This is a genomic window from Kamptonema animale CS-326, from assembly GCF_028330895.1.
Taxonomy (GTDB): Bacteria; Cyanobacteriota; Cyanobacteriia; order Cyanobacteriales; family Microcoleaceae; genus Kamptonema; species Kamptonema formosum.
On sequence record NZ_JAQMUA010000138.1, the window covers coordinates 1 to 15,829 of the forward strand.

Annotated in this window: 14 protein-coding genes; 7 read left to right on the forward strand and 7 right to left on the reverse strand. The window is 42.8% G+C overall.

Translation table 11 applies throughout. The features are described 5' to 3' along the window. Positions 1-90 precede the first annotated feature (90 nt). From PN499_RS08355 to PN499_RS08370, 4 genes are all read right to left on the reverse strand, one after another. On the reverse strand, positions 91-1,569 hold the full coding sequence (locus PN499_RS08355) for a carotenoid oxygenase family protein (RefSeq protein WP_272031333.1): 1,479 nt from the start codon (positions 1,567-1,569) through the stop codon (positions 91-93). A gap of 75 nt (positions 1,570-1,644) precedes the next feature. After that, complete coding sequence (locus tag PN499_RS08360; protein ID WP_272031334.1) at positions 1,645-3,102, reverse strand: folate/biopterin family MFS transporter; 1,458 nt, start codon at positions 3,100-3,102, stop codon at positions 1,645-1,647. 556 nt (positions 3,103-3,658) lie between these two features. Then, positions 3,659-4,426 (reverse strand): hypothetical protein, encoded by a 768-nt coding sequence (locus PN499_RS08365; protein ID WP_272031335.1) that lies wholly within the window; start codon positions 4,424-4,426, stop codon positions 3,659-3,661. An 83-nt stretch (positions 4,427-4,509) separates the two neighbouring features. Beyond that, positions 4,510-4,713, reverse strand: coding sequence for a hypothetical protein (locus PN499_RS08370; protein WP_272031337.1), 204 nt, complete (start codon positions 4,711-4,713; stop codon positions 4,510-4,512). Between the two features lie 221 nt (positions 4,714-4,934). Here PN499_RS08370 and PN499_RS08375 point away from each other — a divergent pair, with 221 nt between their 5' ends. The 6 genes from PN499_RS08375 (at position 4,935) to PN499_RS08400 (ending at position 10,838) form a co-directional block, all read left to right on the forward strand. Then, a complete protein-coding gene (locus PN499_RS08375; RefSeq protein ID WP_272031339.1) occupies positions 4,935-5,627 on the forward strand; it encodes a class I SAM-dependent methyltransferase in 693 nt (230 codons plus the stop codon). 220 nt (positions 5,628-5,847) lie between these two features. Next, positions 5,848-6,480, forward strand: a complete 633-nt coding sequence (locus PN499_RS08380) for a 7-carboxy-7-deazaguanine synthase QueE (protein ID WP_272031340.1) — start codon at positions 5,848-5,850, stop codon at positions 6,478-6,480. Between the two features lie 255 nt (positions 6,481-6,735). Beyond that, positions 6,736-8,058, forward strand: a complete 1,323-nt coding sequence (locus PN499_RS08385; RefSeq protein WP_272031341.1) for a variant leucine-rich repeat-containing protein — start codon at positions 6,736-6,738, stop codon at positions 8,056-8,058. A gap of 162 nt (positions 8,059-8,220) precedes the next feature. Beyond that, positions 8,221-10,320 (forward strand): AAA-like domain-containing protein, encoded by a 2,100-nt coding sequence (locus PN499_RS08390; RefSeq protein WP_272031342.1) that lies wholly within the window; start codon positions 8,221-8,223, stop codon positions 10,318-10,320. A gap of 41 nt (positions 10,321-10,361) precedes the next feature. Then, complete coding sequence (locus PN499_RS08395) at positions 10,362-10,517, forward strand: hypothetical protein (RefSeq protein ID WP_272031347.1); 156 nt, start codon at positions 10,362-10,364, stop codon at positions 10,515-10,517. Between the two features lie 87 nt (positions 10,518-10,604). Further along, on the forward strand, positions 10,605-10,838 hold the full coding sequence (locus PN499_RS08400; RefSeq protein ID WP_272031343.1) for a hypothetical protein: 234 nt from the start codon (positions 10,605-10,607) through the stop codon (positions 10,836-10,838). A gap of 52 nt (positions 10,839-10,890) precedes the next feature. On the opposite strand, the gene PN499_RS08405 is transcribed toward PN499_RS08400, so the two are convergent. Together PN499_RS08405 and PN499_RS08410 are read right to left on the reverse strand one after the other, a co-directional pair. After that, on the reverse strand, positions 10,891-11,877 hold the full coding sequence (locus PN499_RS08405) for an aldo/keto reductase (protein WP_272031344.1): 987 nt from the start codon (positions 11,875-11,877) through the stop codon (positions 10,891-10,893). A gap of 328 nt (positions 11,878-12,205) precedes the next feature. Beyond that, a complete protein-coding gene (locus PN499_RS08410) occupies positions 12,206-14,785 on the reverse strand; it encodes a glycogen/starch/alpha-glucan phosphorylase (protein WP_417063870.1) in 2,580 nt (859 codons plus the stop codon). 203 nt (positions 14,786-14,988) lie between these two features. Between PN499_RS08410 and PN499_RS08415 the strand changes: the two genes are divergently transcribed. Continuing rightward, positions 14,989-15,612, forward strand: a complete 624-nt coding sequence (locus tag PN499_RS08415; RefSeq protein WP_272031345.1) for a hypothetical protein — start codon at positions 14,989-14,991, stop codon at positions 15,610-15,612. Here the strand turns inward: PN499_RS08415 and PN499_RS08420 are convergent. Beyond that, positions 15,613-15,829 (reverse strand): hypothetical protein (locus tag PN499_RS08420; RefSeq protein ID WP_272031346.1); only part of this gene is annotated, 217 nt, incomplete at its 5' end.

The following is a 15,829-nucleotide window of genomic DNA, read 5'->3' on the forward strand; positions in this document are numbered from 1 at the left end:
CCCCCCCCCCCCCCAACCTTACAATTGTGGAGTGAACTTCCTACAAGCAACCTCCTACCTCATTCTCCTGCCTCCTGCCTCCTGCCTCCTCTACTGATAGTTTTGCGTAAGTTCCATTGATGTAAAACTACCATGCAAACCATAGGGAACATGATGCTTCAAATGCAACCTCGCCACAGGCCCCTTAGTAATATCAAGAGCATCCAAAATTACCACGTCAGACCGATGATTAGCCGCATCATACATTAATATTATCAGCCATCCATCATCCTCACTCTCAAAAGAATTGCGAGGCACAAAAACAGGTTCCCCTACAAAACCTCTCGGTGCAGCACTCCAAATTTGACGCTCATTCGTAGTCAAATCAATCTTTAAAATCACCTGCAAAGGAGCATTACCAGATTCAGCCTCAGCACCTCCTATATAAAGATATCGATAAGACTGACCAACACGATCGGGATGCAAAACTGGAAACTCGCAACATCGGCGCTCAATTACTTCATGTTGAACTGTTTCCTCTTGTAAATTCAGCCGGAAACGCCACAACTCTCCCGCCGGAATGCTATCAAAATTGACTTCCCGAAAATCTTTACCAGGTTCCACATCTGGGAAAGATTCATAGCAAACAGAATCAACAAAGATTTCCCCTGCTTCTTCCCAAGCATTAGCGTGGTGAAAGGCAAAACAAGCCTCAGTTTCTAAGACTTTTATTTTTCCTTGGTTTGGGTTGCGGGGAATTAAAATTACTTGTGTTCTGCGATTGGGATCGAATTTAATGCACTCCGCCGCACCTTTTAATCCCAAAGCGAAAGGGAAAGGATTAAACGCTACAGGATTTTGGAAGAAGATGCAATAATTCGGCGTAATTGCCATATCATGCAAAAACGCAAAACCTGGGATTACATGACTGTGGCGATGTAAGAGTTTCCCATCAGCATCTAGTTCATAAATAGTAATGGTACTAGATAATCCAGGCTTGACAGAAAAGTTAACTAATCTCTCACCTTTTCCGCCTCTGCTTTCAATTCTAGGATGAGCTGAAAACGGTTCATCAGGCTTTAATATCCCGTCTAGGTACTCTAATCCTAAAGTTTCTAAAGTATAGGGGTCTAGGCGGTAGGGTGCTGCTGCTTCCCATAGTGCCAAAAGTTTGCCGCCCCAGTAAATAATGTTAGTGTTAGCAATATTTTTGATTTTGAAGTCAAAAATATTCGTCGCCAATCCCCCCGGTTTCTGAGTTCCAAAAACGCCACGATAGAGAATTTTACCTGCTTCTTGTTCGGCGAGATAGCCTTCCGTGCGGACAAACTTATTACAAAAGTGAGCGCGACCATTGGCAAAGGCGATCGCGCAAACCATTCCATCGCCATCAAAAGGATGGTGAATTTTTTGCCCGTTGATATCCAGTAAACCGGGGCCGTTGCGGAAGAAAGTTCCTTGCAAATCTGAGGGAATTTCACCCTCTACATCGTCGATCCAGTAGTTATATTCCTGGGGTTGGGATTCATAGCCGCGCTGCCAGTCTTTGCGATCGTAGGATACGGGTTGATGAATTTCTAGTTTCTGCATAATGTAGAGATTTGGATTTTTTACGGCAGATTGTAGCTATATTTTACCACAGATAAACACAGAGAAAATCACTAATTATTTAGGATCTTCAGCCGTTAATTTGTCTTGAATTGTTGGTACTAAATCTGGCAGAAATTCCGGCATAAAATGCTGCCCTACAATTTTAGAACTAGCCATTTCTGGTTGTAAAAGAGGAATAGAAGAATGGTATCCTTCTTCGCGTTCTGTATCGAGATTGGTGGAGGGTAGCCAGCCTAAAAATGGCAAAGGCAGGAGGGTTGAGAGGTTGGCGATCGTGGCTAAGAGCCAGAGTTTATCAAAGTTAGTTTCGGTAATTCCGAGCCAGTGCATCAGCAATGCACCAGACTCGTAGGAAAGGAGAAATCCGACGTTACTTATTGATATTAGTAGAGCAAATAAGCTAGCTTCTACTCCCTTTGGGCACAGTCGAGCGCAGAGCACTAGGATCGGCATGAATGCAATTTTTCCGATGACTGTTAAAATTAGTCCGTCTCCCAGGCTGAACCAGTGGTCGTCTATGCCTAAACTGCGGTTAGTGTGAGTGATTAGCAGCAAAGTTGTCATGCCCAGGGTAGTGGAGAGGACGATCGACCAGCCAAACATGACGCGAAATGGGATAGATCTGAAGAAGCGTTGAAACAGCCAGACACCTGCGAGGGAGGCAAAGCTTGTAACTAGGTGCAGGCGACCTAGAAATTCGGGTTGAAAGCCTAATTCATTGGTGGTGAAGAAGAAGAGGGCTGAATCTGCACTTGGGGTGGCTTGCCAGAGGAAGATGAAGGCGGTAGGCAACCAGATAGATTTTTGGGTGATAGTTTGGCGCAGTTGGGTGAATTGCTGTTTAACTATGTTGAAGTTGAAGCGATCGCTTACTCGTTCTTCAATTATTAACCATGCTGCGGCTGAGACGATTAGGGGAAAGGAAGCAGTGATTAAAAATATTGTTTGGCTGCTAAACCGTTCGAGGAGGAAACCACTAAGGTAGGCTGTAATTAGCCCGCCAACGGCTGTGGCTGCCGAACTTAGGGATTGTAAGGAACCCGCCTCTTTAGCCGATTCTTTCCTTGCTCTTTCTACAACTAGGGAGTCTGCAATTACGTCGCTGACTGCCACAGATAAAGAACTAAAAGCGATCGTTGCTGTAGCAGCCCAAGGGCTGTGAACAATTGTTGCTAAGGCTATCCAAGCCGATGTGCCTAACAGCCCTGATAAAATGATATAAGGGCGGCGGCGGTAGCCGAAAATCGGCAGCCCGTCGGACATGAAGCCGAATAAGGGCTTGATCACCCAAGGTAAGGCGGTTACACCCAGCATTGCCGATACTTCAACGGGACTCATGCCGAGTTGATCTTTAAGAAAGAAACTAACCGCTAGGCGTGCTAGTCCTAAGATGCCTTGGACGAAGTAGATGAGTAATATGGCAATAAGTTCAGGTGTTGGCTCATTCCCAAAGAATATTTTTTCTTTCAAAAAATCTTTGAGTTTGATTCTGCCAGAAGAGGAACTCAACATTTGGTAAAGGATTATTAAGATTTATTAATAATAGCATATTTATCGTCACGTAATTTTAATCAAAAATAGAAAATTGTTTTTTGTAAGTGAGGAGAAGATTTTTATCAAAGAAAATAGTTATAAAAAATAGTTAGAAAACGGCTTATGAAAGTCTCCGCTTCTGAATGCTAAAAACGATAAAACTAGGAGGAGAAGAGGAATTAAAGCCCAATGCTAAAATTCTCGCTCGCCTAGTTTTATCGCTTGTAGTAACTCAAACAATTGAAAATTTATTAGCCACTTGTTGCCAGAAGGCTTCCTATTTGCCACATGGGGTGTAAATGTAAGCAGATAGTGGCGATGAGCAAGGTAGAGGTCGTCACGAGACCAAATAAGCCGAGGTTAATAGGGTTTAAGGTTGTCATTGGTTTACTATTGGTATACAATGTATTTCACGAAGTTTGGGGAGTTTTTCTCCATCTGTTTAAATTAACCCAAGATAATTAGTCTGTCAAGACCGAGAAAGATTTTACAAAAACTGATGGAATAGGCTGTAGATAGTAGCATTGTTCAGCATTTAAGCTTCTTTGAAGAAGCGAATAATTTCGCGGACATGATCTAGAACTTGTCCATCAGTGCTAAGTTGAGCGATCGCACTTTGCGCTTCCCTAGCTAGCTGAGTATGTTCTGCTTGATTTGTTGCTCGTTGGTTTTCTAATCCAGCAGCTAAGCGAGTTAATTCCGTGCGCGTTGCTTCCCACTGTAGCTGTTGAGATGCTACCCAAGAGGTCGGATTGTCGGGATTTAGCTGTTGTTCGAGGCTTTTAACTGTATATTCAATCTCGTTAAAACGATGGCGGAGTTCGACAATATCTTCGCGGGGATGTAAAAATTGACCGCGAATCATTCTTAAACGCATTGCCAAATATTGGTAGGCGCGTATGGCTGGGCGTAAAATAGTTAATAGCAAAGCTGCGCCAGAACTGATGTAACCAACTACACTGATGCCTGTAATAGCTAGAGTATAAAGTGCGATGGCAGAGAGGAGGTGGAGTGCGATCGCAGCAAACAACGAGCGACGAGCTAGCATTCCTACATATTTGATTTGTTTTTCATCAACTGGAATGCCTTTTTCCGTTGATTGAGCAGCTTCTGCTAAAACTTCTTTAGATTCAAAGTGAATATTCCAGGGAACTGTAACTATTAACAGTAACCATTCAAAAGTTGCCGCAGCAATTGCCCAATCTAGAAAGCTACCTGCGGGTATGTGTAGCCATTGAAGAATGGCGAAGATCAGCAATATTAGAATGCCAAATCCAACGCTGAAACCTGCAAAATTATACATTTTGGGTATCTCTGGGTATGTTGCTCTGATTGTGGATTAGTTTTTTTAAGGTAAGTAGATATAGTGTGACACTTAGAGAAGTTTCATAGTTGGGGAGAGAGTGACGGGTTAGGAAGAGCAAGCTTTAAGGCTTTTAGGTTTAAACTGTTGAGGATATTTGCTGCTTCAATTTCATCTATAGGCAAATTTCGATCGAGCATAAAAGCAATAAAATCCTCTTTGTTACCTTCGTTTTGCAAAATATTCCACAAGTCGTCATAGAGGGTTTCTATAGTCAGAACTGGCATAGTTATAGCTATAAATAATGGTAACGATCGTATCCTAATCATGTTACTGCCATAGCTGCTGATTGACTTGCGCTACGATCGATTGACTTGAAAAGCGATCGCGCTCTCCTGCGAGATAAACGTACTCAACATTATCCCTCAAAATTAACCTTAATATCCTAATTCTGAATTAGTTGCTAATCTAAAATCTGAAATCACAAGTCAGCACCAAGGACAGACTGATGTCAAAGCAGACTCTCGGCCTCGACAACCCGCTTTATGATTACCTATTGTCCGTTTCTCTGCGGGAGCCGGATATTCTCGCCTCACTCCGAGAAGAAACGGCCAAGCATTCTAGAGCAATGATGCAGATATCGCCAGAACAAGGTCAGTTTATGGGGCTGCTCGTCCAACTCATGGGAGCGACGAAAACTCTGGAAATCGGGGTTTTCACCGGCTATAGCTCACTTAGTGTAGCTCTATCACTTCCTGGTAACGGGCAGATAGTTGCTTGTGATATAAGTGAGGAATACACTGCGATCGCGCGTCGCTATTGGCAAGCCGCTGGAGTAGCTAATAAAATTTCTTTGCAACTAGGGCCCGCCGTCAAAACCCTGGATAAGCTGTTATCCGCTGGACAGGGAGGAACTTTTGATTTTGCCTTCATCGACGCTGATAAAGAAAATTATGACGCATACTACGAGCGATCGCTGCAACTGGTTCGCACTGGCGGCTTAATAGCAATTGATAATGTTCTATGGGGAGGACAGGTTGTTAACTCCGAGGTGCAAGATAAAGATACTCTCGCCATTCGTGCTTTCAATGAAAAGCTGCGCCACGATCCCAGAGTTACTCTTAGTCTTGTACCGATCGCAGACGGACTTACTCTAGCACTGAAACGTCGCTGGGCTCCACTCATGGAAGCGGAATCATAACGGATGAAAATTGGTGATTGGTAATTGGTAATTGGTATACACAGATTTTACAGATTGCTCTGATTTCACAGAGTAAACGATCGTGACTATAACTAATGTGTAATCCGTGTAATCGGTAAAATCCGTGTTCATAATTGGTAATTGTATTTTTCTACTAACCACTAACCACTAACCACTAACCACTAACTACTAACAATTACCATTAACAACTAAGAAATAAATGCTAGAGTCAAATTTATACATAAAATTACCTATTCATGAAACTTTTCAGAGTACCGTCCAAGGTGAGGGTTACTGGAGTGGCACTTTAGTTGATTTTATCCGATTAGCAGGCTGTCCTGTTCATTGCCCTTGGTGTGACACTGGTTATAGCGAGGGAGGCAAAGACTTACCTAATGTACAGCGTTCAATTGTAGAATTGTTGACAGAATTGAAGTCTCCAAGAGTTGTAATTAGTGGCGGAGAACCCTTCATTCATAAAAATTTACCTCTCCTAGTTGAAACCTTATTAGAAGTTGGTAAACAGGTAAGTATTGAAACATCAGGCTCTCACTGGCAGGAAGTTGCGGGAGAAGCTTGGATTACTCTGTCTCCAAAAGAGCACGTTAATCCTAAATACCCTGTGCAAGAAAAGTTTTGGAGTAGAGCGAATGAAATCAAGTTAGTTATTAGCACGGGTAAGGAAGTTAATTTTTATAGAGAAGGCTTGGTTTCTAACCCGAATATCCCTGTTTTTTTACAGCCGGAATGGAGCGATCGCTTTCGTGCAATTCCAATAATATTGCAATTACTCCAGCAAAATCCTGGCTACAGATTATCTTTGCAAACTCATAAACTCATTGGCGTACAGTAGTTAGAAGAAGGAAGAAGGAAGAAGGAAGAAGATCGATATGAAAATGCAATCACAGTAAGGATTTCAGTAATTAATAATGTTCTAACCGTGTTGGCGGTTGCTATACAAGAGATTTTAAGCGCGAATGCTTCGCCCCTACGAATATATCTACACGCATCAGGATACTCCCTGCATAAGTCCTATTGGGTGAGACATATATATAAGCGATAGAGATTAAACTAAATTGAATGCCTACACTTTTTAGAGCTAAAAAATATGCTACTCCTAACTTTTTTGACAATGACTATAGAAGGTAAATTGTCTAACTCACCTCAACTACAACAGCAGGCGATAGATGTCAATACTCCTAGCAATCGCCTGATTGAACTTGCCAGTAATAGCCCCGAATTAGCACGGCTAGTTGCTCTTAACCCAAGTACGCCCAGGGAACTATTAGGAGAATTAAGTTACAGTAAAGATAGCACTACTCGGAAAAATGTAGCAACAAATCCTAATACTTCTACTGAAGTATTGTTGAATTTAGTATGTGAGTTTCCAGAGCAATTGGTAAACAATCCTACTTTCTCTCTATTGTTACTAGAAAATCCCAATCTAGTCGATATAATTCCTTTAAATACTCTACAGAGTATCCTCAACTACGATACATTACCAGTATCTTTTATTGAGCGAGCTATTAATCAGTTAGATGAAGATACACTCTTACTATTAGCCGAGAATCCTAAAACTACTAAGGAAGTATTATTCCAGCTAGTTAACAGCCAATATAGCCACGTAGCAGAAGCGGCAAGGCTTCATGTTAAATTGGCGGGTGAGATGGATTCTGGCTGGGATCGAACAGCAATTGAGGCGCTTTTGAGCAGTACGATTGGGGGGCAAGAATTTGGGGATTTCTTAGAACAATTAGAGAAGATAAATTCACTTCCTGAATTTGCGATCGAGAGTTTGCCCAAAAATTACAGCGCTTTTAAAAAAAACACTGGTAATTGCACTACGCCTGCTAGCGAACTCGAATACTTAGCTAAAGATAATAACCTTTGGACGCAACTATTTTTAGCTAATAATCCCAATACACCTACTTGTGTACTGCAAGATTTGGCAAAAAATAATCATGTTTGGCTTTGCCAAAGTCTTGCCAATAATCCCAACACGCCTGCGCGGGTATTGCAACAGTTAGCAAAAGATAATTATAGAGGCGTGCGCCAAAATGTTGCTAAAAATCCTAACACACCTGAGAATATCTTAAAGCTGCTACTAAGCGATTCTTCTGAGAGCGTTCGCAGATTTGCAATAGCGAGATATTTGGCTCACAATGCCGATGGATTATTTACTGTCCTCAAGTATTATCCCATAGAATATTCTACTCCTTGCTTTAGTCGGTTAATTGTGCTAATGCACCCTGAATTTCCGAGTAAATTAGTACAAAAATGTGACTCGTTAGTATGGCTAGAACGTTATGCGATCGCGCAAAATTCCAATACTTCACTCGATCTGCTCAAATTTTTAGTTAACGACAGCAATCGTATTGTCCGCGCTGCTGCTAAAGACAATTTATACCAGAAAGCAAAAGGTAGAAGGTAGAAGCTAATAAAAATAATACTTTCAGTCATTATTAACCCTCTAACTACCTTGGCGGTTGCTGTCTGTGTAGGAGAAATTATTTTAGTGAACTAATTTTTCCTCAACAAGTTAAACTTTGAATAGTGCATTGCACAGTCTACCGCTACTCGCGAGTCTGCCGCCATGAATCCTATAGAAAATGTAGCACTACCGCCAAACCTTCGAGGAGAAAGCGCCCTAGCCGCGATCGCCTTCACGGATGTTGAGTCTTTCACTCCCAAAATGGCGGCAGACGAAAAGCACACCCTGGCTTTGATCCAACGGGATTTTGACATCATGCGCCAAGTGTGCGATCGCTTTGGCGGTCAAATCCTCAAATCCTTGGGCGACGGTTTATTAATGTACTTTGTGAGTGCGGAAAAAGCTGTTTCCTCCGCAATTGAAATTCAAAAAACTTTTGCTATTACTGCTGCTAATTTACCCGAACGCGATGTACTAATTCATCGGATTGGAATTCATTTAGGGGATGTCATCTTTAGCGGTAATGACGTTATGGGCAATGGGGTTAATCTTGCCGCACGGCTGCAAACAATCGCCGCACCTGGGGGAATTTGTCTTTCTCAAACTGTTTATGATGTCGTCAAAAATCACATTTCTTTATCAGCAAGCTACGGTGGACTGCGGAAATTAAAAGGCATTGATGAACCCGTGTCTGTCTACCAAATTACGGGTTTTCGTAACTCCCTAGAAAACCGCCACAAAGTTTTTATTTCCTACCGCGCTCAAGAACCAGATAAAAGCCTCGCCCTACAATTTTATGAAGCTTTGATCAAGGCTGGACACGCAGCTTTTATGGCTGGTGAAAGCATTCGCCTGGGAGAAAATTGGCCTAGTCGAATTGAAGCAGAATTAAAGCAGTCTGATTATTTATTGCTACTATTATCTGAGCAATCTGCTATCAGTGAAATGGTAACAGAAGAGGTGCGACGAGCAAAAGAGTTACGGGATTCTCGACCAGATCGCAAACCGATGATTTTGCCAATTCGGATAAATTTACCTGTAACTTCACCTGTTAATTATAACCTCTATGGCTATCTCGATCAAATTCAGCAGCGAGAGTGGCATTCAGATAACGATACACCTAATTTAATCGCAGAAGTGCTCGATCTTGTCAAAGAAGGTCGCGATTTAAAAGAAGCTCCTAAAAATGCACCTACCATCGTACCAGCTTGGGAGAATCTTGACAGTCCTCCTTTGCCAGTTGCAGGGCCAGAATTACCAGAAGGTCAAGTAGGTTTAGCTTCCGCTTTTTATGTAGAAAGACCGCCAATTGAAGAGCGTTGTTATGAAGAAATTGTCAGGCCGGGAGCGCTAATTCGGATTAAAGCGCCTCGGCAAATGGGGAAAACATCTCTGATGGCTAGAGTGCTCCATCAAGCCGGAAATTTAGGTTATCGGACGGTGGCTTTAAGTTTTCAATTAGCTGATAGTAAGATATTTAGCGATCTAGATAGATTCTTGCAGTGGTTTTGTGCAAATATGGCCCTGGAATTGGATTTACCAATTCGATTAGAAGATTACTGGAATGCGATTTTTGGTAGTAAAGTTGCCTGCAAATCTTATTTTGAAAGGTATCTTTTGAAAAATACAGTTACTCCTCTGGCATTGGGTTTAGATGAGGTGGATCGGATTTTTGAATATCCCGAAGTTGCGGCGGATTTCTTTGGGTTATTACGAGCTTGGCATGAAGAGTCAAAGAATAGAGATATTTGGAAAAAATTACGTTTAGTAGTAGTACATTCAACTGAAGCTTACGTGCCAATGGATATTAATCAATCGCCTTTTAATGTGGGTTTGCCGATTGAATTAACGGAGTTTAGTCGGCAGCAAGTACAAAATTTAGCACAGCGCTATGAACTAAATTGGTCAGCTACACACGTTGAGAAATTAATGGCAATAGTGGGGGGACATCCCTATTTGGTGCGGCTGGCTTTATATCACATTGCGCGAGGGGATGTTGAGTTGGAACAATTGTTAGAAAATGCGCCTACTGATGCCGGAATTTATGGCGATCATTTACGGCAACATTTGTGGAATTTGCAGCAGCATCCAGAATTATCGGGCGCGGCAAAAAAGGTCGTTGATGGTGTTGATTCTGTGCAATTGGATTCGATACAGGGGTTTAAATTGCATAGTATGGGTTTGGTGAATTTGCATGGTAATTATGTAATGCCGCGTTGCAATTTGTATCGGATTTATTTTCGCGATCGCTTGAAAGATTAGATACATGAGTTAAGACACCTGATGCTGAGATTGATGGAGAAATCTGGGAGTTTAAGGAATTAAGTGCAGAGGCAGTTAATATCGGTAACGCATTTCAACGAGGGGTGGCTATTGCCAAAAAACGCGCTCCGAATCTAGGATATCATATACGACAGTTGAGTTTAAAGAGGTTAATAAAGGACTGGCTAGAGCGCTAGTTTGGGATACCGAAAAGCTGCTGAAAAGAATTGAATTGATTTTTAATGATGGAACAGTTCAGACATTGACTAGGGAGGAATTAGATCGTGGACAAAATTTTCGATAGCATCAAAGAAAGAATAGAATTGGGCTTGAAAAACAATATTCCTGTAGAATCAAAGCTGATGATGGCAGGAGAAATTGTCTATGCAGCAGAACGACAAGATTTAACGCCCCAAGAAGCGAGAAGCTTGGAAGAATTACTAGGTTTATCGGCTGTTATTAAGGATTATCCAGCAGTTAGAGAGCAGGCTATTTTTGGGGAGTTTATTGAAGACTAAAATGCTAAGATAGCAGAAAATTCCTACACCTTGAAAGGGCTAGCGATCGCCCTTAACGATTGAGGCTAGTCATGTGCTGTGCTGCATAGCGATCGCCCGCTGCGCCACCCTTGGGTGCAATCTCCTCAATTCGTTGCAATTCCTCCTCAGTAAAAGTAATCTCCGTTGCTGCAACATTTTCTTCTAAATAAGTGCGGCGCTTGGTTCCCGGTATCGGTACAATATCCTCACCCTTCGCCAATAACCAAGCTAGAGCCAGTTGACTAGCACTTACTCCTTTTTCCGTTGCGATCGCCTTCAATAGTTCCACCAATTCCAGATTTTTGTAGAAATTTTCACCCTGAAATCGAGGCGAATTGCGCCGATAATCATCGGGTGCTAAATCATCTGGGTGCTTAAATGCGCCTGACAAAAAGCCCCGTCCGAGGGGACTATAGGGAACAAAACCAATCCCTAATTCCCTTACAGTGGGCAAAATTTCATCTTCTACATCGCGACTCCACAGCGAATACTCCGTCTGCAAAGCCGTAATTGGATGTACGGCAAAAGCCCGCCGAATTGTGGCTGGCGCGGCTTCTGACAGGCCCAGGTAACGCACTTTACCCTGTTGTACTAACTCTGCCATTGCCCCTACAGTATCTTCGATCGGCACAGTGGGATCGACGCGGTGCTGGTAATACAAATCGATCGTATCAATACCTAGCCGTTTTAAAGACGCATCGCAGGCTTGATGCACGTACTCAGGTTTACCACTTATTCCCAGCCAACCGCCATCTGCACTGCGGACATTGCCAAACTTAGTGGCTAATATTACTCGATCGCGGCGATCGCTAATTGCCCGTCCGACTAACTCTTCATTAGTAAAAGGGCCGTACATATCCGCTGTATCGAGGAAATTAACACCCAAATCGAGAGCATGGTGAATGGTTGCGATCGCCTCATTTTCATCGCGACCGCTGTAAAATTCTGACATCCCCATACAGCCCAGTCCCAGTTCTGAAACCACAAGCCCTTGATTGCCCAGTTTTCTTGTTTTCATAGATGCTCTTTACAGAATGGGTAAAATCTATTTTAGCTTGGCGATCGCTGCGATCTATCAGATTGCATTCTGTCAATTTCAGGACTTACGCAGTCTCTACCATTTTCTGTCACAGGAATTACGCACCCAACCAAAGAAACCGGGTTTTTTTACGAAAATACTTCGTTTTCACCCACAGATTCTCTCAAAAACCCGGTTTCTGGGACTCATGCGTAAGTCCTATATCATTGCGATTGCAACGAAGCAATCACAGAAGATCGTACTGACTGCGTAAGTCCTGTTGCAGTTAACAGTTAACCGTTAACAGTTAACCGTTAACAGTTAACCATTAAATTTCTGGCAGTAACGAGCCACCAAATTTTTGCACGTATTCTTCTAAGTCAATCTTCACAGGTTGCACCTTCCAAATATCGTGACAGTATTCTTTAATCGTGCGATCGCTCGAAAAGAATCCCATACGAGCTGAATTTAGAATTGACATCCGCGTCCAAGTTTCAGGATCTCGGTAAGCTTGACTAACTCGATCCTGACACTCAATGTAAGACTGGTAATCTACCAATAGCATATACTCGTCATGGTTGAGCAGCGAGTTGATGAGTGGCTGGAACAAATCAGGATTTTCTGGGGAAAAATATCCCGAACCAATGCGATCGCAAACTTCTTTTAATTCCTGATTCTGCTCGTAATACTTGCGGGGATTGTAGCCTTTTGCTTTCAGAGCATAAACTTCCTCCGCAGTCAAGCCAAACAAGAAGAAATTCTCCGCTCCCACTTGTTCGCGGATTTCAACGTTTGCACCGTCAAGAGTTCCAATTGTTAGAGCTCCATTCATGGCAAATTTCATATTTCCCGTACCTGAAGCTTCCTTACCCGCTGTGGAAATTTGCTCAGAAAGGTTCGCGGCGGGATACACAATTTGCCCCAAAGATACGGAGTAATTTGCCAAAAATGCGACCTTAATTCTACCTCGGATATCGGGGTCATTATTCACAAATTCTGCCACCGAGTTAATCAACTTGATTACCAGTTTGGCGATGTAATAACCGGGAGCCGCCTTGCCACCAAAAATATAAGTCCGGGGTAAAACTTCCACATTTGGATCGCGCTTAATCCGATTGTACAATGTGATGATATAAAGCACCATCAGCAATTGCCGTTTGTATTCGTGAATCCGCTTTACCTGCACATCAAACAGCGAATCTGGATTCACTTCAATGTCATTAAACAGCAGAATGTAATCCGCCAAAGCCTGCTTATTATCCCGCTTGATATTACGCCAGCGATCGCAAAATTCCGGGTCATTGATAAACTGTTCTAACTGTGAAAGTTTATCCAACTCCGTAACCCAATCCTTGCCAACTTTCTCAGTAAATAATTGAGATAGTTTGGGGTTGCTCAAAGCCAGCCAGCGGCGGGGAGTTACGCCGTTAGTTTTATTATTAAACTTTTCCGGCCACAATTCGTTGAAATCCCGCAGCACATCTTGCTTCAATAATTCCGTGTGCAGAGCCGCCACACCGTTGATAGAATGGCTGCCAACGCAGGCTAAATTAGCCATACGGATGTATTTCTCTTCACCTTCTTGAATCAAAGATAGCCTTTCTAACCGCGCGTCATCCTTGGGATATTTCGCCTTAACTTCATCTAAAAAGCGGCGGTTGATTTCGTAGATAATCTCTAAATGCCTGGGCAAAACTCGCTCGAACAAGCTAACAGGCCACCGTTCCAAAGCTTCTGAGAGCAAAGTATGATTTGTGTAGGCAAAGACATTGCGAGTAATGTACCAAGCGCGATTCCAACCTAAGTGATGTTGATCTACCAAAAGCCGCATCAATTCAGCAACGCCAATGGATGGGTGAGTATCATTTAACTGAAGCGATACTTTTTCGTGGAAGTGGTCAAAGTTATGGTTGGTTTTGCGGTATTTAGCAATGATGTCTTGTAGGGAACAACTCACAAAGAAATACTGCTGTTCTAGCCGCAGTTGTTTACCCTGAGATGTGTTATCATTCGGATAAAGAACTTTTGAGATATTTTCTCCGAAAATCTTGTCAGTTACAGAGCCGACGTAGTTGCCGCTGTCAAATATTTGAAAGTCAAATTCTTCAGAAGCACCAGCACGCCAGAGACGCAATGTATTAACTGTATTGTTGTTATATCCAGCGACAGGGGTATCGAAAGGCGTACCCACAATCTTACGGTCTGGAATCCAACGCACTCGGTGTTGACCGTGTTCGTCTTGGTAAGTTTCTGTATGTCCTCCGAAGTCTACTTCCACCATTAATTCTGGACGGCGAATTTCCCAAGGGTTGCCGAAACGCAGCCATTTATCGGGTCGTTCTACTTGAGCACCATCTACAATCCACTGGTCGAAAATTCCGAATTCATAGCGAATTCCATAGCCAATTGCGGGAATTTCTAAGGTAGCTAGAGAATCTAAAAAACAAGCAGCAAGACGACCTAAACCACCGTTACCAAGTCCGGGTTCAGATTCTAGGGCGATTAAATCATTGAGTTCGTGACCGAGTTCGCGCAGAGCAATTTCTACTCGTTCATATAGCCCCAAATTGAGCAAATTATTGCCCAACTGTTTGCCCATTAAGAATTCTGCGGAAAGATAAAATACTTCCTTGACATCTTTTTTGATGTATGATGTGGTGGTATTAATCCAGCGGTGGAGGAGGCGATCGCGTACAGTAAAAGCCAAGGCCATATAGTAATCGTAGGGCGTGGCCAAGAACTCATTTTTCCCCTGAATGTAGTAAAGATTATCAGCGAAAGCTCGCTTGAGAGTTTCCACAGTCATCCCTGTGCGATCGTCCTCAACCTTAATTGTCAAAGGTTCTGCGGCGTTCATAGATTCGTCCGATACTCTGCCGAGTTCTGGCTCGAATAATTTTTTATCCATATTGTTACGTTCCTGGTTTCTTACCCTTTCTGAGCTGCCGATCGCTTTTACAACTGTAATTTTACGTTAGCTCTGTGCATTGTAGGCAGTTTTGGAATACACTTTATCAAAAAATCGGAAATCTTTGTCTTCTTATACGCTGATACTTGTCTTCTTCCTACACTTATACAATTTATCTGTATCTTAAGCAACGGTTTAACAAAATGCCCAAACCTCCTATCATCCAATCCGATCGCTCTTATACGTTTGCTGACTATTTCAAACTCAACTTTGCGCCGCGAGACATTCTTGCTTACTTCGACGTAACGCTTCAGCGACAAGTAATGACGTTCCGTCGTTCTGGGGACAACCTCGATCGCCTTGTAGATTTGAAACGGCGCATAGAAGAAAGCTTACCTCGACTCAGCCTTACTAGCGAAGCGGCCCGCCGAGAATTTTTAATCGCTCCGGTGTTGATCGATGTGCTGCATTACACTCAAGCTACGCTGAACATTGAATACCCTGTTGTGGTCAGCGACCAATTAAAAGGTTCATTAGATTACTTACTCCAAAGTCAACAGACCTTTTTGGCGATCGAAGCTAAAAATGAAGATTTAGAAAGAGGATTTGTACAATTGGCCGTCGAATTAATTGCCCTCGATCGCTGGGTAGAATCAGAACAACCTATACTTTCAGGGGCAGTCTCAACGGGAAGTATTTGGCAGTTCGGTGTATTTAACCGTCAGGCTCGGCAAATGCACCAGGATCTTAACCTCTATCGAGTTCCTGCCGATCTAGAAGATTTGCTGAGGATCTTAGTTGGTATTTTAATACCAAATTCGGGCTAATTAGCGCGATCGGCAGGTAGGCGGCATCAGTCCCGAACCGTGCGGTTCGCCATTGGGCGCTTCAGCCACCAGTTGAACTTCCCCATTAGAAGCTATTACCCAACCCTGAGCCTCAATAAGTTGGGATTGTTGACTGTTAAGTGTTAACTGTTGACTGTTAAGTGTTAACTGTTGACTGTTAACTGGGAAATTTCCCCTATCTCCCCCATCTCCCCCA